17 protein-coding genes and 1 pseudogene are annotated in these 17788 nt (G+C 58.5%); all 18 read right to left on the bottom strand.

The features are described 5' to 3' along the window. Window positions 1–1152, bottom strand: a pseudogene (locus KY465_RS18305) (hypothetical protein); the annotation flags it as partial. 35 nt (window positions 1153–1187) lie between these two features. Further along, window positions 1188–2822, bottom strand: coding sequence for a phage tail tip lysozyme (locus KY465_RS18300; protein WP_219203567.1), 1635 nt, complete (start codon window positions 2820–2822; stop codon window positions 1188–1190). Window positions 2823–3235: 413 nt separating this feature from the next. Then, window positions 3236–4753: a hypothetical protein gene (locus tag KY465_RS18295; protein WP_219203566.1), complete on the bottom strand. Its 1518-nt coding sequence runs from the start codon at window positions 4751–4753 to the stop codon at window positions 3236–3238. Window positions 4754–4755: 2 nt separating this feature from the next. Then, window positions 4756–5889, bottom strand: a complete 1134-nt coding sequence (locus KY465_RS18290) for a hypothetical protein (protein ID WP_219203565.1) — start codon at window positions 5887–5889, stop codon at window positions 4756–4758. Beyond that, window positions 5886–6257, bottom strand: a complete 372-nt coding sequence (locus KY465_RS18285; RefSeq protein WP_219203564.1) for a hypothetical protein — start codon at window positions 6255–6257, stop codon at window positions 5886–5888. Before KY465_RS18285 ends, KY465_RS18290 begins: the two co-directional genes overlap by 4 nt. After that, the gene (locus KY465_RS18280) at window positions 6257–7552 is read right to left on the bottom strand and encodes a hypothetical protein (RefSeq protein WP_219203563.1); all 1296 of its coding nucleotides are present in this window, start codon (window positions 7550–7552) and stop codon (window positions 6257–6259) included. The genes KY465_RS18285 and KY465_RS18280 overlap by 1 nt, the downstream gene beginning before the upstream one ends. Then, on the bottom strand, window positions 7549–7959 hold the full coding sequence (locus KY465_RS18275) for a hypothetical protein (protein ID WP_219203562.1): 411 nt from the start codon (window positions 7957–7959) through the stop codon (window positions 7549–7551). The genes KY465_RS18280 and KY465_RS18275 overlap by 4 nt, the downstream gene beginning before the upstream one ends. Next, entirely contained in the window at window positions 7931–8290 is a 360-nt protein-coding gene (locus KY465_RS18270; RefSeq protein ID WP_219203561.1) for a hypothetical protein, read from the bottom strand. Before KY465_RS18270 ends, KY465_RS18275 begins: the two co-directional genes overlap by 29 nt. Then, window positions 8287–9828: a hypothetical protein gene (locus tag KY465_RS18265; RefSeq protein ID WP_219203560.1), complete on the bottom strand. Its 1542-nt coding sequence runs from the start codon at window positions 9826–9828 to the stop codon at window positions 8287–8289. The genes KY465_RS18270 and KY465_RS18265 overlap by 4 nt, the downstream gene beginning before the upstream one ends. Beyond that, window positions 9735–10367, bottom strand: coding sequence for a phage adaptor protein (locus KY465_RS18260; protein WP_219203559.1), 633 nt, complete (start codon window positions 10365–10367; stop codon window positions 9735–9737). The genes KY465_RS18265 and KY465_RS18260 overlap by 94 nt, the downstream gene beginning before the upstream one ends. Window positions 10368–10520: 153 nt before the next feature. Beyond that, on the bottom strand, window positions 10521–10919 hold the full coding sequence (locus KY465_RS18255; RefSeq protein WP_219203558.1) for a hypothetical protein: 399 nt from the start codon (window positions 10917–10919) through the stop codon (window positions 10521–10523). An 11-nt stretch (window positions 10920–10930) separates the two neighbouring features. Next, window positions 10931–12052: a N4-gp56 family major capsid protein gene (locus KY465_RS18250; RefSeq protein WP_219203557.1), complete on the bottom strand. Its 1122-nt coding sequence runs from the start codon at window positions 12050–12052 to the stop codon at window positions 10931–10933. 160 nt (window positions 12053–12212) lie between these two features. Then, window positions 12213–13166 carry a hypothetical protein gene (locus KY465_RS18245; RefSeq protein ID WP_219203556.1) on the bottom strand — a complete coding sequence of 318 codons (954 nt, stop codon included), beginning with the start codon at window positions 13164–13166 and terminating at the stop codon, window positions 12213–12215. Window positions 13167–13234: 68 nt separating this feature from the next. Next, the gene (locus KY465_RS18240; RefSeq protein WP_219203555.1) at window positions 13235–15169 is read right to left on the bottom strand and encodes a portal protein; all 1935 of its coding nucleotides are present in this window, start codon (window positions 15167–15169) and stop codon (window positions 13235–13237) included. Then, complete coding sequence (locus KY465_RS18235) at window positions 15166–16674, bottom strand: terminase large subunit (protein WP_219203554.1); 1509 nt, start codon at window positions 16672–16674, stop codon at window positions 15166–15168. The genes KY465_RS18240 and KY465_RS18235 overlap by 4 nt, the downstream gene beginning before the upstream one ends. Then, a complete protein-coding gene (locus KY465_RS18230) occupies window positions 16658–16912 on the bottom strand; it encodes a hypothetical protein (RefSeq protein ID WP_219203553.1) in 255 nt (84 codons plus the stop codon). The genes KY465_RS18235 and KY465_RS18230 overlap by 17 nt, the downstream gene beginning before the upstream one ends. 34 nt (window positions 16913–16946) lie before the next feature. Beyond that, window positions 16947–17234: a hypothetical protein gene (locus KY465_RS18225; RefSeq protein ID WP_219203552.1), complete on the bottom strand. Its 288-nt coding sequence runs from the start codon at window positions 17232–17234 to the stop codon at window positions 16947–16949. Between the two features lie 11 nt (window positions 17235–17245). Continuing rightward, a complete protein-coding gene (locus KY465_RS18220; RefSeq protein WP_219203551.1) occupies window positions 17246–17710 on the bottom strand; it encodes a hypothetical protein in 465 nt (154 codons plus the stop codon). Between the last annotated feature and the right edge of the window lie 78 nt (window positions 17711–17788).

Genomic DNA, 17788 nt, shown 5'->3' with positions numbered 1-17788 from the left:
GTTTTCAATGAGTAGGATGCCGGTGGACGATACTGTGCCGGCAGTCGAGCCACTTTCTGCGGCAATGACTCTGTATCCACTCGTCAGAAAAGTAGACCCGTTGTCCGTAGACAGCAGGACGCTGGGAGTGTTTGATGTCATCGTCAGATCTTCAAACAGCAGCAAAATCTCTTTGTAGGAGCCGAGATCAGTGAAATCGATCGTTGAGACGTTGGTGGAATAGGTCCACGTTTCGACGAATTGCAGCCCACTCGCCGCCAAGTCAGCCCATTCCGGTGCGGTCGCACCGCTGTTCATCGTCAAGACCTGATCGGCGGTTCCCTTGGCGAGCTTTGCGTAGGTGTCCGAGCCGGTCAGATAGAGAATATCGCCTGCAACCGTAGTCAGCCCGGCAATGGATGCCAGCCCCGCGTCATAAGCCTGCACATCGGTTCCAATGGCAAGGCCAAGATTTGTTCTTGCTCCCGCCGCTGTACTCGCCCCGGTGCCGCCATCGGCCACCGGCACGTCCGTTCCACCCGCTATGTGGTAAAGCGTGTCGAAATAGGTTTTCAGCGTGGCCTTGATGTTGGCCCAGGTGACTTTCTTGAGGGCATTGGAGGCGGCGCTGTCAGTAATCCCCACCGTGTCGGCATCGACAGGCGTTGCCTTTGCAGTGGCTGCATAGATGGCTGGTGCAAGTGCCGTCGCCGTCACGTCCGCGCCGGTCGAAATGCCGTCCAGCTTGGTTTCGTCGTCAGTGGTAAAGCTCGCCGTTGTCCCCGCAAGCACTGCGCTGTAAGCCTGAACGTCAGTGCCAATCTCAAGGTTAACCGCAGCCTTGAAAGCCGCCTCGTTGGCAACGTTGAGCAGCGTCGGAGCATAGGCTCCGAAGGTAACGTCTGCATCGCACATCGTCACAACGCGCGTGGTGGCCGTGGTGATGCTGCCCGCGTCAAAGCGCAGCCGCTTGGTCAGGTCTGCTGGATCTGCAAAAGTCCATGTATCTGCAACCGGATCAGTGCCAGCATTGACCTTGGCGACCTGCTCCATGATTTCGCGCATGCCATCGTCCATGTTGGACGGTAGAGCCGTGCCGCGAATATCGACGCCGCCAACATCGGTGTTACTGGCAGCCGTAGTTGACCAGTCGGTGACTGCGTTCTTAGCCATCGTGCGATTACCTCAGATTTTCAAGAAAGCTGGCGCTACCAGAGACCCGCGCCGGGATTGTTTGCCGCATATTGGGCTTGCGCGCCGTGCACTCCGCGAGAAGCTTCCGCGCCGAATTCGGTCAGTTCGCCGTTGCCGCGAGACCCGCCAGAAGGAGCCGCAGGAAAGCCGCCAGGAACTGAGACCGTGCCGCCGAGAATGCCCTTGAGCGGGTTGTTGCCCTTGGCAATCTGCCGGCCGATTTCCGCACCCAAAAGCGCGCCGATAGGACCCAGCATTCCGCCGACCATAGACCCAGCTGCAGCGCCCGCAGCACCCTTCACCGCACCGCCAACCCGCGACGTGGTTTCAGGCGACATGCTGACATTGATGCCGCCAACGCCGCCCGTTGGCCCCTTGATGCCGCCAAGAGCGCTGTTGACCGCTGCGTCAATGCCAAACAGCCCCGGTGCCGTTGTCGAGCGATACGAGCCATCCGGGTTCATCGTCTCGGTGTAGCCGTATTTCTCGCTGGTCATGGAAACCGTTCCATCGGGATTCCGCGACATCTGGTTGCCGTTCGTCGCCGTGCCGGTCATGGCCTTGCCTGACCACACATCCATGCCAGTTGCAGCAGGAACCGCAGGCATGGAAATCGCTGGTGCAGGCGCGGTTGCCGGCGGCGTGTATGGCGTCACCTTTGGAGCCGGGGCAATTGTCACTGGTGCGGCAAGGGGTGGCGCTGGCGTTGTCACCGGGGCCGCAACAGGTGCCGCCTGCTTGGCTATCTGGTTATCAAGGACATCGAGGGCGAGGTTTTCACGCGCAAGCGCATCCGCCGCCACTTGAGAGCCGCGGGGAGAGGAATAATAGCTATCCGGTGTTTCTGGTGCCGAGACGGCAGCAGGAGCCATTGCAGGGGCTTCGACCGGCGCAGATATTGCGATCTCGGAGCCTCGGGGCGATGAATAGTAGCTGCCCGGCGTTCCCGGTGCTGAATAGGTGTTGGTCGGCGCGGATTGTGCCAGTTCCGAACCCCTTGGCGAGGCATAGGCCCCATAGTCGGGCGAAGCTGTAGAGCGCGGCGCGGCGGAAAACTCTGGCGAGAGAAGCCCTGTGCGGTTGGGCTGGTTCAGGGAAGGCGCGGCGGTCGTAGATGAAATCGGGCTGAGAAGTCCGCGTTGAACGTCCGTTACGGGGGCTTTGCCTGAGAATGGCGTAGGAGTTGCAACCGGGGCCGCACCAAATGCGTTAAAGACATCAGATGCGAGAGCTGTCCTTCGCCCCATGTGCGGCTCGCCAGGACGCAGGAATGTATCGCTGAATATCTGCGCTGCCTGCTCGGGCGTTTGCGCCGCTTTGACCTTATCAAGCGCCCTTTTTTCCGGCGTTTGTGTCAGTTCGTAGGACAGAAACCCATAGTTTGCTGCATAAGAGCGGGGGTCAAGCTTATTGGCGCGCGCCCAGTTCTCAAAAGCGGTGCGGCGCGGGCCGGTCCACTGAGCATACCCATAGCCGCCTCGGGCGTTTTTCCCGTAACGCTGGTAGCCTTTTTCTTGTAGGCTCTTAAAACCGGCGCTTTCATGCGCTAAATTACCTACTATACCCGCTGCTTGTGCGGGTGACAGACCGAAATCCCGCTGGAGATCATCCATGAGACGATCAGCAATATCCCGATCATATCTTGCCATAGCAATGATCCTCGCGCCCGCCGCAGTCGGTGCCGTTGAGATTTCGCCCGATTGGATCGGAGAAAAATGGGCTTCGGCGGTCTATGAATGTAAGGGGAATGTCTGGTCCGATGAGACGGCTGCGATCTGCGGTCGCCGCGACGCGTTCCGCGTGGTTCTCGATTACGTCTGCGAAGACCCTGCGAACGCCACGAACATGTATTGCGAGTGGATCAACCCTGACGAATCTCCAAGCTGAGGCCCCGGATTGACCCCCGACCCCGAGAAGCAGATCGACCTGCAACGCGACGAGTATGAGCGCCTCGACAAATTCGACTGGGATTTCTACCGCGACAAGCTCGGGTTCTTTCTCCAAGTGACGTTACCCACACTGATCGGTGGCCTTGTCATCGTCTACGTCACTCACCCGGTCGTTACTTGGCTATTCGACCTCTTGTGGCCTCTAACTCCATAGCGGATGGGGCTATCAGCGGACGGGTTGCAGACGTGCCGATCTGGCGCAGCGATCCGGGCGGCATCTGGCCGGTGGCGGCAGACGTGCGAAGTGCCTGACTGCCCCGAATCATCGCGTTGTCCACGTTCTGTGCTGCAAAGTGGCCTGCGCCGGGGACAAGGATATTGCCGCCAGGGATAAGGGTGCCGACACCCTGCCCGACACCAAACGACACGACCCCACGCGGGGCGAACTTGGCAAACAGCCGCATCATCTTGCTGCTGGTTCCGCCCTTCGCCATGAGGCGGATCAGTTCCACCTCGTCGGGTGAAAACCCCTTTTCCTTGCCGCTCTGGATCTTCTTGTAGAGCGAGCGCATTTCCTGGCGCAGAGCGTTGGCAACGCCTGACTGCGTAAATTTACCCTCGCCATTGACCTGCGCCATGTCGAGGATGTTTTCAACAATCTCGGTCTTGGCCTTGCGTGCGTTCAGCGCGCGGGCCTGCTTGATGACATCGAACCCGGCAATGTCCCCGGTGATGTCGGAAGGCGAGATGTTGTTGGCGAAACTGTCAAGCATTTCCTTCATGCGCATCAGCGTTCGCTGGTCCTGCGGCTGTGCGCGCTGCATGGATTGGCCGATGACCTGGCGCAGCTCGTCCAACTGTTCGAGCGTCATGGGCTGGCCCGCAATTTCTGCGAGGTCATCCACGATGCCTGACGTGTTCGGGCGCAGCTTGTCGTTGAGGTTGCCAGCCGCGAGTTTCAGGTTGGCCGCCAGTTTCGCTGTCGCCTGCGGTTTGATCGTCACACCGGCCTGCCGAGCTTGCTGGTAGAGCGCGTTCGTGGCCTGCTTCAACTCATCGCTGGCAGGAGCAGCAGCCCCTGCTGCCTTACCGGCGCGACGAGTGGCGAGCGTATTGCCAAGCTTCTGGACGCCAGCACCGGCCACAGCGCCAGTTACCGCGCCCATCCCTGCCCCCCTCGCGCGGTCTTCAAGCCCGCCCTCGGCAGAACCTGCCCCGTAAGCCCCGCCATAGGCCGCGCCCTCTGCAGCCGCGCGCCCGATTGCCTGCTTGCCGCCCTGCTGCATTGCCTTTCTTGTCAGAAGGGTTGCGCCGCTCTTGGCAAGCCCGCCAGCCGTGCCGACGCCGCCAAGCACCTGCCCCGAAAGATAGGAGCCGGGGTGCGCCGCTGCGAGGTCTGTGTTTTCCTGCCGAATATCAGAAAGAACCTCGTTGTGCGGCTTTTCATCCCGCCACGGAAGGAGCTTGCGCCCTGCCGTTTCGACTGCCGCGCCGATTTCATCAGCAAAGCCAAACGTCGCCATGTCCACGATGCCGCGCCCGAACGCATCAACCTTGTTGGCAAAGCCCGACTTGTCAGAAGCACCTGCCTTCGCAGCCTTGAGCGCGTTGGCAAGCTTCTTTGCTGCAACCGTATCCCCCGCCCTGTGGGCGTTAATGAGGGCTTTTTGCATTCGTTCGGTGTCAGCCATGATCAGTCCGCATATTGCTCAACGAGGGCGTCAACGTCGGGATCGCCGTTGACGGACTGCGATCCGCCCGCAAAGCCAATGCTGCCGTCTGGACGTTGGATGATGATCGGGTTTTGTTCGATGTGCGCGCCCCATGCCGCCTCGAATCCGTCCAGTGTGCCGTGCTGCTGTCGCCATTGCTCCATGGCGTCCGCGCGCTGAATCTGGCGATCGGCAACCGCGTCGATCATGTCAATAAGCATGGCGTTACCCTCAGGGGTGTTTTGCAGGCCCGGCGAAGCAGCCATGAACAGCGCCATCTCAGCGTTGGAAATCGCGCCCTTGGTTTTCTGAACCTGCTGCAATGCCACGTCGAGACCACCGGACTTGATGAGCGCGCGACCGCCGGGCGTACCCGGTGCATCGACGCCAAACTGTTCTGCGCCGTCGAACAGCGCACCGACAGCCTTGCCGCCAACACCGGAATAACCAACGTTCTCGTTGGCATGGCGAAGCATTTGCGCCGTCTGCTTGAGAGAAGCGCCGGAAGCTGCAATGTCCTGCGCAGCGGTCACGCGGTTTGCAACGTTCTTCTGGTCCTGATTGTGGAAGCGTCCTGACTGAACAGTTGTGCCATCCGGCAAGGTCACCGAAAGGCCGCTATCGGGCTTTTGAGCCTGACCGAGCGGGGTAAACGATTGGTCCGTCTCATTGGCAAAGCCATAGGTGCCGTCTGGAAGCTTCTGGAACGACAGTTTTGGGTCTTTCGGCTTCTGCGCCTCCCGGTGCATCTTGAACGCATCGCCGGGGGACAGTGCGCCCATTTCCACGGCTTGCGCAAGTTTCGGGTTTATCTGCCGCAACCATTCAACCGTCTGGTTCTTCTGCTGTTCGGCTGCGCGCTTTTCCTTCGAGGTCTGCATGGTCTGCGCCATGTTGCCAAGACCACCTGACCACTGTTCAGACCCGGTCTTGCCGCCAAGAAGCCCCGCACCGAGTGCAAGCAGCACTTCCGGGTTCTGCGCAGCAAAAGCCATTGGCCCGCGCCGCTGACCACCCATCTGCGGGGGAGGCGGAAAATGGTTCAGCCCTGCCCAGGCCTGCTGATCCGGGCGCGGCGTCGGAATGGGAACGCGGGATGGAATGGGATAATTCATCGGCTTTCCCTCGAATCGCGCTGGCTGAACAGATCGGCAATGTTGTTGATGATTCCACCACCGGACCCGCCGCCACCGGAACCCTTGACCTTGGTGGCCTTGGAACTGTTTTCCGCCGGTTCCAGTCCGAGATTTTCAACGTAAGCCGTCACGTCGCCCGGTCGATTGATCATCGGAATAGACATCGGCTGATAATAGCTCATGGCGTTCTGGTGGTCGCTGAGAAGCCCGTCATAGCCCTGCTGCATTTGCTGCGCCAAAAGCCCCTGCTGACCGGGATAAAAGGCCGCATACTCCTGCAAGGGGACCTGCAAGGTCTGTTCAGCCTGTTGATTGTTCGACTGACCGCCGCCGCCACTGCCACCCATTAGTAAAGCCCTCCTACTGACGGGTATTGCCCGCCGCCGAATGAACCGAGCAAGCCAAGCCCCGTCGCCCCATAGCCAAGAGCCGTTGCGAATGGATTCTGCCCCGGCTGCTGCGCGGTTCCCGTCGAAGTGCGGCCCATCTGCCCCGCGCCCGATGCAATCGCATTCAGCCTGCCAAGCATTTCCCATGGCTTGTTCTGCTGCTCGTCAAAAATGCGCAACTCGTCATTCTTCAGGCGCGCCGCAAGATCCTCGTACATCGAGCCAACACCCATCATGTCCTGAGAAGGCAGGTTCGAGTTCGCATAGGCCGATGCAAGATTGCCCTGCCCCGCCTGACCGGCATTGAATTGCTGTTGCATTGCCGCCAAGCGCTGCGCATTGTTGTTGCCCTGAATGCCCGCTGACTGACCTGCAGCGCCAAGGCCCTGGCTGATCTGGTTGGCATAGGTGTTGCCCATGCCGCCAATGCCTGCCATTTGCGTTCCGACATTTGCCTGGTCCAACTGGCTCGCCGAATTGGCTGCATTCAGTCCGAAGCCAAGCCCCGCCATACGCTGGCTATCCAGCATCTGGTTGGCGTTCATCTGGTTGGCGCGTTCCTGATTGTACTGGTTGACGCGCGCTGTCGCCTGCAGATTTCCGACCTCGCGGGCAATATTGCCCTGATGCGTTCCAGAGCCATAGCGGCCTGCCGCCGAGGCTCCAAGGTTGACCTGATTGGCAACCTCGTCGGAAGCTGATTGCAGGGCGCGTTCGAAATTCGGGTCTTGCCGGTTCAGAAAGTCGCCCGATGCAACGCCGTTCAGGTTTTGTTCGGAATAAGACGGCCCCATGCCGGTGGTCGCGAGGCCGCGCTGCATGGAATTGTCAACATTCATGCCGCCGCCTGCGGCCTGCCCATAGCCCGACATTGCCGGGTTATTCATGGCCGACTGACCGAGCTGATCAATGCGCCCGGTGGAAACGTCGCCCGCGCCGCCCGAAAAGCCGGAAAGCCCGGCCATGGCTGACTGCTGCGGCTCGTTGAAGCCGCCATTGTTGATGATGCCCTGATACTGCCCGGAAAGCCCCTGACCGCCCATATTGGCGGATGCACGGTTTTGAATATCACCCATTGCCGCCGTGGACTGCTGCGCAAAGGGAATGACCGTCGATCCGGTGTAGGACTGCCCGCCGATGCCCGATTTATAGAGGTTGGACGCATCGCCAAGGCCTGTCTTGAGAATCGGCTGTGCCGGGTCCCAAGGTTCTGAACTCGTCGTTTGCGTGCTGGTCTGTGTTCCGCCGCTCATATGTCAACCTCGTATCCGTTGCCATTCGTCGTGGCTTTGAAAAGGCGCAACCATCCAGAACGCCCGCATGCCGTCAGCCGCGTAGCGCCGTTCTCTCTCGCGATGGTCCTGATGAAGTGTTCCGCCATCCCGAGCCAGGAGCGCATTTGCGTCCCGTACAGGCTCAGGCAATGAAAGGTGTGGCGGCATTCGTGGCTGCGAAACTGCCACGCGCTCGCCATGTAAATCGTGTCCTCGTCGTAAACGACAATCATGTAAGCCGCGCCCGATCGGCAAAGCTGCCAGATCATGCCCGGCGAATAATCACGCGGCTCAACCGCGCAGGATTTTGTAAATCCATCCCGCATCAGAGGCCAAAGCGCATCGACCTCAGCCGGACTAGCCAAGCCGATTTGAAGCGGCTTCATTCGGATGATGCCTTGTCACGAACGGCGTAACGGTGATGCCCGATGCGCCCTTGACGCGAAGTTTATGCCCTGTGAGCAGCCGGAGCGGCGTGTATGTGAGAACCTGCGTTACATCGTCGTCAATCGAGCCGACCCACACCGTGTAATCGGTCGATCCATCGTAAAAATAGCATTCGACCGTGGCAGAGGCCCCGGATTGATTGGCAATCGAGACCGTCGCAATCGTGCTGTAGTCGTCCGCTGCCTCGTAAACATCTTCAGTCGTGGTGCCGGACAGCACAACCGGTGCAGGTCGCTCAAGGCCACCGAGAAAGAGCGCTGAAATGCTCATGCCGTACCGCCTTTCGCAAACTCCACGTCAAGGCCGATGACATGGCTCCAACTCTCGCCGGCGGGAATTTCAACCTTGAACTTGTGCAGCTGCCCGTTGGCCCTGAGCGGCAAGCGCCCCGAGCGGGAACTTGGAGAAACCGCGCTCTTGCTGGTGAACGTGCCGCCATGAAATGCGGCTGCTGAAACCGTCACCGTGTAATTCGTGCAATCGGTCGTCACAAAGCCGGAATGAACGTGCGAGCGATGGCCGGGAACCAGTGCGACCTCTGCTGTTTCCAGTGTCGCGGCCTTGTTGGTGCTCGCCATGAATGCCAGCTTGCCGTCCGTGTCGATAATCGCGAACACCGGACGCCCGCCCGCAAAAACCCGGCTGTCAAACGGCAGATCCACGTCATCAATCGTGGCATAGAGATCATCGAGACCATCCCAACTGATTCCGGGGGTCGCGATTGCCGCCGCTGCCTGAAAATCCTGATCGGAATAACACCAGCGATCCAGTTGCCAATCATAGCCGAGAAGCTTGTTGCCGCCGTCTGCGGTCTCGAACTTCCACCAGACGATTTTGTTATAGGGATCGGCAAAGCCTTCGACTTGCGGCAGGGTGTCGAGATTGATGGTATCGAGAAACCAGCGGTCAACGCGCTCGGCTCCAATTGGCTGACCTTCGACCCCCATGAAAAACCCATCTTCGGAAAGATAGGGGAAACGGCGCGGGCCGATCTCAACCAGCGAATGCGGTGCAATCGTGCCTCGGGCCGGGTTGGCGTTTGAGAACGTGAACGTGTAGCCGCTCGACGGTGCAAAGGTCATCACCTGCATTCCGTCGCGCTGGACGATGATAGCCCCGCGACCATCCCGCACGATGGCTTGCACCTGCCCGCCCTCAGGGAAAGCCTGCTTGCCAGCGCTGCGAAGACCGATGGTCCAGAATTCCGCGTTATTGATGCCCGACCACTGAACCGCGTTCGGCTCGCCATCGAGATAGCCGAACATCAGGAAATCACCGACGACAGTGGAATATTTCGCCACCGGGGGCGAACCCGCGAGATCAGCAAAGTTTGTCCCGCTCGACAGGCTTAGGAACTGCGGCGGATCGCCAAGCGTGTGGGCAATCAGATAATCGCCAAAGACCGTGAAGGACCACACATCATCGGCAGGAACTGAATAAGCGCCGGTAGACTTGGAAACATTGGTCCATGAATAGGGGCTGGTGGCCGTGTTCAGCTTGTAGAGATCGGTTTCCGTCCCGGCAATCACGGTAATGGTGCCGTCTGTCGCCTGATAATAAAACAGGCCCTTGCAATCATCCGCCAGGGCTTCCGACATGACGGTAAATTGCGGCATTCCGCCCCATCCGCCCGCTACTGGCAGACAATTGAGCAGGTTATCGCCCGCCGTGACCGTCCATGCTGGCTTGTCGGGTTCAAACAGCGGGAACGGGATCAAAACGTGACCGCCTTCACGCGGTTGGTCTTGTGCCGTACTGCTGTTTCTCGCTCGATACGGCCAAGCTCGTCTGCCTCCATGGCGTTGCATGTCGCTGCGGTGGTCAGATCCTTCAGCTTGCCAGCGTAAAGGCGCGATTGCGCGCGCCAGCGGATCAGGTCAAAGGCTTCCGTCATCCAGACGTTGTCCGCCTCGTCATCTGTCGCCGGGGCTGCGGTCATGTAAGAGCCAAGGACGCGCACCGTGTAAGCGGCATCTGGCGGCACGAACAGCCCGATCGAGCGGTTATAATAGGTGTAGCAGTAGGGTTGACCGTTCGAAGCGTTGCCGTCTGTCAGCAGCTCGAATTGCTTGATGTCCTTTTGGCGCAACTGATAGCGGTTGCTGCCAACGGTGATATGCACAAAGTCGATGTCGACAAATTGCGAGATGTCGGCGTCATCGTCTTCAGAGTACCAGACTTGACTGGCGACCGTTGTAAACGTCGCGTCTCTCGTCTCATTGAAATAGAAATGGCGCGATTGATAAAAGCGGATGGCGCGGTTGATTTCGGAGGCAATGGCGCTCGTGAGGTCGTCACGGTCCATATCATCCGCGATTTCAGCTTTCAGCGTTGCCAGTGTTGACATTTGCCTTCACCTTTCGCGGTCGGCCTCGCCGTTTCTTTGGCGCTTCCGTCTTGATTACGGGCTTGTTCTCGGGAATGAACCGCTGCAACTCAACGGACCATTTCAGGCGGGAAACGGGGGCCGAAGCCCCCACCCCATTCCGGCGCAATGACATTAGCCGTCATTGTCCGGGATATAGCAGATGACCACCTCAGCCTCTCCGGTTGAGGCCGCCGTCCCGCCGAGCGCTACCGAAGCTGTTACCTTAGTGGCAGCCGTGGCAACAAACACGCCCGCAGTCTCGTCGAGAGCCACGAAAGTGCCTGCGGTGCCGAGCGCACCATCAGTCATGTAGTCGTCCGGGTCATCGTTGCCGGTGTCCGCGCCAATGTCGATGACATTGGAAGAACCAGCATTGAAGGCAGTAACGACATGAACGCCGGACAACGGCTTGAGAATCAGCGCACCTTCGGGAATCCACCCGACCGTGACTTCCGAACCGTCATCCTCATAGGTAACGCCCTTGCGCAGATAGTGGACCTGCTGCGTGTGATATTCGCGTGCAACACTCATCTCACACCTCCTTAGGACGGGTCTTCGCCGTAGGAAGAAACCACGATGGTGGCGTAATCCACGGAGTTGAAGACCGACTTCTTGATGCCAAAGACCGTGTCGATACCAACGCCAAGCTGGTTCTGGTAATCGAACAATTCCTCGGTCCATTTGTATTTGGTCGCGTTCGTATGCTCGCGACCGGTGGCGATCATGCCCGCCTGCTTGCCGCACATGACGGCGCGCTTGGTGTTTGCCACCTGAGCGCCCGAAGACGAGTTCACGCCGTTCGGAATGCGGTAGGCTTCGTGCAGGATGACACCGTTGTACTCGCCCAGCGCGCCCGAGAAGATGGGATTGCGCGAACGCCCTTCCCCACCCTGCAAGAGAGCCTTCTGAGTGTCGTACCAAGTGATGCGAGAGGTCGAAGCATCGGTGCGCAGGTCGCGGACCTGAGACGGATGCAGGAACATCACATACTTGTCTTCACCGCCGATATTGATGGGCGAGATGTACGGAGTGGCGGTTTTCGCCTTCCACACGGCCTCGTCAATCATTTCGAGGATGAACCGGTGCGTCGAAGCACTGTTGATGGCCTGGTCATTCGCCTCGTCATTTGCGCGAACGATGCGCGAGGACGAGGGAGCCACAACCGTGTTGTTGCCGTTGTAGACCGCAAGGGTCGGGTCAACGGTCTGGTTGTCGCGGGAGAACGCCGCGCCGGTGTACCCGCACAGGTGCAGGAACATGGCGGTGTCCATGCGCGTGGCGAACCACTGCGAAAGACGGTTGCGAGCAATCGACCGGAGATTTTCCGGCACGCGCTGCGCGTCGATCGAGCGTTTGTTCTTCACACGAACGGCATGACGCAGTTCATTGATGAGAATGGAATCATCGTAGGTGGTCAGGTCTTCCTCGTTGCCTTCGAGGGCCTGGCCTTCGGTGACACCGTCCCCGGTGAGAGACATCACGAGGCCGCAGGTAATCTTGTCGCCCGCTGCCTTGCTCGTCTCGGTCTTGACCTGAATGATGTTGTCTTCGCTCTCGCCCATGAAACGGCCAAAGTAGGTCTTTTTCTCGACCTCCTTGGCGAATTTCGCAGACCACAGCTTATTGGACAGAGCATCATTCACGCCGAACGTTTTGGTAGCCATGAGATGGCCTCCTATTCGGTGAAAGTTGCAGAGTTTTCTGGTGATCCGCGCTGTGACGCTGCGCTGGCGGACATCCCCTTATGCCGGGGCGAGGGCATTGGATCGTTGACGGACGATCCCACCGAAACAGCCGTTAAAAGGTGGCCGTGACCTATGGCAATCAAGCCCCGAACTTGGCGAATAGCTCGGGGTTCTCTTCTGCCAATTTCTCCAGTTCCGCGCCGGACATCTTGGCGAGGTCTTCAAGCGACATTTCGCCCGATCCCGCGCCGCCCGAAAGCGTCTTGTTGGATTTGACCGCCTTCGCCATGCGGTCAATCTTCTGGCCCGCGTCTGTATCGCCTGCGGGTTTCTTCGCGCCGTCCCATCCCCAGTACCGGGCGTTCCGGCGAACGTATTCGGCAAACTCGGCAGGCTCTTTTGGTGCCTGTGAGGCATAGTGCAAAAGATGCCGGTCCATTTCAGCCTTAAGCTGCGGGCCGAACAATCCGCGCTTTTGCAATTCGCCATGAACAGCATTCACGGCGTGCTGGAAAGCTTCCTGAATATCCGGGTTTTCACCCTGTGCCGCATTGAAGAGTTGATCTGCTTGCGCAATGACCATCTGCGCTTGGTATTGCTCCTGTTGCGCCTGCATCTGCTGTTGCTGCTGGGTGGTCAAACCCTGCTGCATTGCCTGCAGTTGCTCGGTCAGGCGCTGGTTTTCCCATTGCATCCGGGCAATCGGGTCTGTTTCCCAATCAGCCGGCGGCTGGTCTTCTTCTTGCTGTTGATGCTGCGGCTGCGTCTTCTGCTCGGCAAGCTTGCCTGCAATTTCCTGCGTCCACGTCTGGTATTGAGCCAGTTGTTCCTTGATGCGCTTGGCTTCCTCGCGGGCCTCCTGCAGCGCTCTTGTCGGCACATAGCCCGAAGGGGCCTTCTCAGCAGGATTTGAAGGCTCTCCGCCCTGATCCTCGCCGCCTTCGTCTTGTCTCTCGTCCTGGTCACTTGCCGCGACCGCTTCCGGCTCGTCGTTCTGGTTCTCAGATTCCACCTGTGGAGCTTCTTCGCCGTCGCCTTCAAGCATGCTGATTTCCGCCTCGGTCAAGCCCGTTGCGTCAAAGTCCTTGTCCATGTTCTCGCCTTATTCGCCAATGCGGCAATGACGGATGCCGCGTCCGAAACCTCGCACGATGCGAGGAACTAGAAGCCCTGCGGCCCTTGCGGGGGCTGTTGAGGCTGATTCATTTCGACCAGATCGCGCAGGATGTCTGCGCCGACCTTTGCTTCTTCGACAGCAGCGCGCCGCTTATCGAGTTCCGCTTCCATCTGGTTTTCATAGGCTTCGGACTGCGTCTTCTGCACGTCCGCTTCCTTCTGCTGCACTTCAAGGACCGCAGCGCGAGCTTGCATTGCCGCTTGCTGCTCGCCTTCCTGTCCCATCTTCTGCACAGCCTGCTTGATCTTCTCGACCACAGACGCCGGAACCGGCGAATAATCGAGCAACTGCAGCAGCACCTGCGGCGGCACCATGTCCTTGATTCCTGGCAGAATCTGCATGACCGATTGCCAGACAATTTCCTTCTGGTTCGGGCTGGTCGGTGCGTCATCAATGATGATGTCGTATTTCGCATCTGTCTGCTTGCGCAGCGGCACATATTGCTTGCGCCCGTCACCCACAATCATGATCAGGCGACCGTCAGACAGATATTCGTGAATGTAGTGCAGCAGCACGCGGCCACGAGCGCGGCGATAGCGTCGCAAGCTGTTGAATAGTGTGGATAGAACCGCCATGCCCGCCTGTCGGCGCTGATATTCCAATACGCCCGCCTGATTGGCCTCGCGCATCCCCATGAGTTCGAGATTGACGCCCGTAACATCGCGGATCGCGGAGACCGCGTATTCCGTCAAAAGCTGATAACCCTGCGGGAACTGCGCATTCTGCTTCGGCTGGACGCGCCCCGCCTGCAGCGCCCCGCTTGCGACCTCCACAAGAGCGTTTGGCTTGGCAAGGTCTTCTTCTGCAGCGCGCTGATCGACAAACGCGCCGCTTTCATAGAACCAGCCGCCCGATGAATTGCTGTTCATGATGTGCAGAAGCTGGCTCATCCACTTGTTGGCCCACGTCTGCGGATCTTTCATCGCGCGAATGAGGCCGTACCAATAAGCGCGGTTGCGGTCGTATTTGCCCGTCATGCAGTTCCACGAAAAATGGTTGCCGCACGGACCTTCGGAATGCTCCAGCAGCTTTTGGCCGATGAATGCTTGCTTGTAGACGCGCCGGGTCAGGCGCACGGACTTGAGCGGAATACCGAGGCGCTTGAAGTTGCCCTCAAGCTGCCGGAATTCGTCTTCTCCAAACTCCGCAATGCCGCCCGACATGGGGTCAGCCACCTTGTAATAAGGCTCCTTCTCCCAATACTGCAGGTGGATGACCTTCACCGTCTTCCGTGAGCGAATGCCCTCGTCTTCCTGCTCGGTTTCGTACTCGTGTTCCGGGTCGTTGTGGTTCGGCTCGTTGGTTGACGAGAGATTGGCCCATTTGCCTGCATCAATGTCAGCGTCCGAGAAGTCGGGGAACTGCTCGCGAGCTGCATCGATCGGCATTTCCTTGATCTTCCAGAGCCGACGCGCATCCCTCAGGTTAGACTTGCGCGCCGAAGCGTCCCAAAACATTTCAAGCGGGTCGCATTTCTCAGTAACGGGCGCGCCGTCCGGGTCTTCCTCAAAATCAAGCCGGTTTTCTGTCCAGCCCATCCCCGAGATCAGCAGGTCAATGAACGCTTCACTGTCCTCGTCTTCCGCCTCCGACTGGTCATCAAACCAACGTGCGGCCTCGGAGTACATCTCATTAACAACTGCGTCGCCTTCCTCTCGTGGGATATAGCGCACTTCCTGGCGGTTCTGGATCTCCTGCCCGCTGACAGCGTCAATCACCACCGATGAGCGGTTGAACGTGATAGCCGGGCGCATTTCGTCGGCAAGCTTCACCTTGTCCAGTTCTGACCACTGGCGACCGGCTGCAAAATCGTAGTCCTCACGCGCCTCTTTGCGCCAACGCGACGAATGGTCCTCGTCTTCACGAAACCACTGCTTCCATTTGTGCGGAACCGGATCGCCGGGCTTGAGATATGTCATGCTGCCATCCACGATCCGCCGGAACGTTTGCCTGTTTGGCGATAGCGATCGCGAACCGGCTGCGAGTGCTTCGGCAGCGCGGTATGATTGGAATCGCTGAACGTCATGTAGGCATCCGCTCCATTCGAGTTCTCATCATGCAATGGCTTGTCACGCCAGACACCGAGCGCATCGTTCCACTGCTTGCGGTAATGCTTCAGCCGCTTTATGCCCTGCTTGCAATTCGCCTCGTCCCAGGCGCACATCTGGAACTTGCGTCGGGCCGTGTTGATCTGCTCGATCTTGTTGGGGTTGCGCTTGACGATGTTTGGCCGAAAGCCGAGCTTTGCCATCACATTCTTGGTGTCGCCCTCAACCCAAAGAATTTCTCGGTCGCCATCGTGCGGCAGGTAATGGGTTCCGAACTGAACGCCCATGTCCTCACGCCACTTGTTCAACCAATCGATATAATGGCCGATCCACTCGCCTGAGTTTTCATAGTAGCCGACGAACACCGACAGGTTGCCCCAATCCTGTTGCAACCAGATGCAATTCATGTCGTTGCGGCCAAGGTCCCAAAACGTGTTGACCGGCAAGGCCGGATCGATCGGATAGCGACCGATGCGCCCATGCTTTTCAGCCGTTGCGATCTGGTCAGCGAAATAAGCGCCCTCGATAGCCTGCTCAAAGGCTTCTCGCGGCGTTGCGGGGTATTCCCGCTTCATGTCGCCGCCAAGGTCTCGCTCTTGAGCCAGCCACCAGTGACGCTGTTCTGGCGTGATGCGCGTTTTCGCCTCGGCCTCTACACGCGCGAAATATTTGCGGTCTTCCTCGCCCTCTGGCGTCACAGACTGCGGAATCTGATAATCCGGGTTCTGGTGCCAGGGGAAGAAGAAGAACTTGTAATCAAGGCGTGATAGCTCCTTGCCAGCATTCGCCTCGGCTTCCTGCGACTTGGCGAAGAAATCCCCCTCCTGACCCTCTGCCGTGCTCTCGATTGTGACGATGCCCTTTTCCGCCGAAGGAAATGCCCCTGTCTTGATCTCTCGGGCCTTTTCCGGGAATTGCGCACATATCTTGCCGTATTCCGAGACATGCAGCCAGTTGACCGTCCCTGAGCGCGTCGAAGTCGTCACCCTGATTGAACTGTCATTGCCGAATGTCAGCGTATCTGCGCTGGCCTGCTTGAGGCCGATTGCTTCCTTCAGACCCTCCGGGAGATTGTCATAGGGATATTTGACCTTGTCCCTGAAAATGGTCTTGGCATCGTCCAGCTTGTGAGCAATGACCGCAGCGCGAACATCTGGCGTAAACAAGCAGTCATCCAGATAGAGAAGGCAACACAGCGTCGTGAAACCCAACTGCCTCGCCTTGAGGATCAGATTCCGGCTATGAATGCCCTCGATAAACTGCTGCTGTGCTGAGTTCGGCTCGAACTTAACCCGACTGCCTTCCTTGTTGATGATGAAATACAGGTTGGACAACCGCCAACGCGGATCGCCTAGTTGATCAATCCCGATCGACAAGGCGCGAACCCTTTTGCGCGACGTGCGATAGCAATTCCTTGAGCGGGTCGGAAACGCCGTGCTCAAGCGTTCCATTGTGCTCGACTGCGGCGAGATCAGGCAGACATTTGCGCAGCAAACCAAGGCCAGCAGTGACTTGCGTAGCGCTCATTTCACGCTTACCCTCAACATGCTCTACAAGTGCGTTGAGAATGTTGCTGTTTTTGATTTTATCCCGGTGCGCTTCGGTCAGCTTCACGCCGGGCTTTCTGCCGCGCGTTGCCATGAGAAGATTAAGACCCTCGGCTTGGATAGATGGCGTTTGATTTCAGCTCATAGACAACATTGTCCGTGTGGGCCGTGCAATTGAGCCGGATCGTTTCAGGAATACCGCCCGGATCGAACGTCTCAAGATAGTCTGCCGTAATTCCGGTCATGATCTTGATCCAGCTGTCATCGTGCATTTGTGCTTCGATATCGACAGATGCAGTCCCGGCGAAATTCAACTTGACGGTGATCTTTGTCGCCGTCATCGTATCGGATTGGCCGGTTCCCGAGAATGTTCCGTTAACAGATGCCATTGAATCGCCTTTCAGTTCGCGAGAACGTTCGCCGGGGTTGTGATCGTGGCGAGATCGAAAATCTTGATGCCCGACGAGCCGACATAGCCCGCAGGCTCACCAACAGCCGACGCCTGCCAGTTCATTTCGCCGAGCAGCGAGAGAATGTTCGTGCGCTCGAAGATGTCGCCTGTCTCCGGCTTGTTGGCTGTCATCAGTCCCGCCAGGGGACCGACCGCGTGCATGTTGACGTGATGACCCTCGATCATCGTCGCTGGCGTGATGGTGTCGGTTTCTTCGTCATAGGAAGCAGGGACAGAAACCACTTCGCCAAGCTCGACGGCGCGGACATAGCGAGAGGGAATCAGGACCCCGTTTTCATCGACGGTTGCCAGCGCTGTGTTCGTGACTGGATTGGTCTTTGCGGCCATGGTGTCGATGAAGACGGTGCGAGAGGGACACCACAGGCCGAATGAAACAATGCGGTCATCGATCATGAGGGCCACCACACGAGCGATTCAAGACGGTTGATCCCTTCGGCAAAGCAGGTGCCTGCAATATCGAGATCAGACCCA

The sequence above is a fragment of the Neohoeflea coraliihabitans genome, assembly GCF_019334345.1.
GTDB lineage: Bacteria > Pseudomonadota > Alphaproteobacteria > Rhizobiales > Rhizobiaceae > Pseudohoeflea > Pseudohoeflea coraliihabitans.
Note: the sequence above shows the minus strand (reverse complement) of the source record. Positions and strands in the feature narration are given on the sequence as shown.

Bases quoted from the DNA above. Each gene is read 5' to 3' on its own strand.
- KY465_RS18300 (WP_219203567.1), bottom strand. From the start codon at position 2,822: ATGGCAAGATATGATCGGGATATTGCTGATCGTCTCATGGATGATCTC.
- KY465_RS18295 (WP_219203566.1), bottom strand. From the start codon at position 4,753: ATGGCTGACACCGAACGAATGCAAAAAGCCCTCATTAACGCCCACAGG.
- KY465_RS18290 (WP_219203565.1), bottom strand. From the start codon at position 5,889: ATGAATTATCCCATTCCATCCCGCGTTCCCATTCCGACGCCGCGCCCG.
- KY465_RS18285 (WP_219203564.1), bottom strand. From the start codon at position 6,257: ATGGGTGGCAGTGGCGGCGGCGGTCAGTCGAACAATCAACAGGCTGAA.
- KY465_RS18280 (WP_219203563.1), bottom strand. From the start codon at position 7,552: ATGAGCGGCGGAACACAGACCAGCACGCAAACGACGAGTTCAGAACCT.
- KY465_RS18275 (WP_219203562.1), bottom strand. From the start codon at position 7,959: ATGAAGCCGCTTCAAATCGGCTTGGCTAGTCCGGCTGAGGTCGATGCG.
- KY465_RS18270 (WP_219203561.1), bottom strand. From the start codon at position 8,290: ATGAGCATTTCAGCGCTCTTTCTCGGTGGCCTTGAGCGACCTGCACCG.
- KY465_RS18265 (WP_219203560.1), bottom strand. From the start codon at position 9,828: ATGCAACGCCATGGAGGCAGACGAGCTTGGCCGTATCGAGCGAGAAAC.
- KY465_RS18260 (WP_219203559.1), bottom strand. From the start codon at position 10,367: ATGTCAACACTGGCAACGCTGAAAGCTGAAATCGCGGATGATATGGAC.
- KY465_RS18255 (WP_219203558.1), bottom strand. From the start codon at position 10,919: ATGAGTGTTGCACGCGAATATCACACGCAGCAGGTCCACTATCTGCGC.
- KY465_RS18250 (WP_219203557.1), bottom strand. From the start codon at position 12,052: ATGGCTACCAAAACGTTCGGCGTGAATGATGCTCTGTCCAATAAGCTG.
- KY465_RS18245 (WP_219203556.1), bottom strand. From the start codon at position 13,166: ATGGACAAGGACTTTGACGCAACGGGCTTGACCGAGGCGGAAATCAGC.
- KY465_RS18240 (WP_219203555.1), bottom strand. From the start codon at position 15,169: ATGACATATCTCAAGCCCGGCGATCCGGTTCCGCACAAATGGAAGCAG.
- KY465_RS18225 (WP_219203552.1), bottom strand. From the start codon at position 17,234: ATGGCATCTGTTAACGGAACATTCTCGGGAACCGGCCAATCCGATACG.
- KY465_RS18220 (WP_219203551.1), bottom strand. From the start codon at position 17,710: ATGATCGATGACCGCATTGTTTCATTCGGCCTGTGGTGTCCCTCTCGC.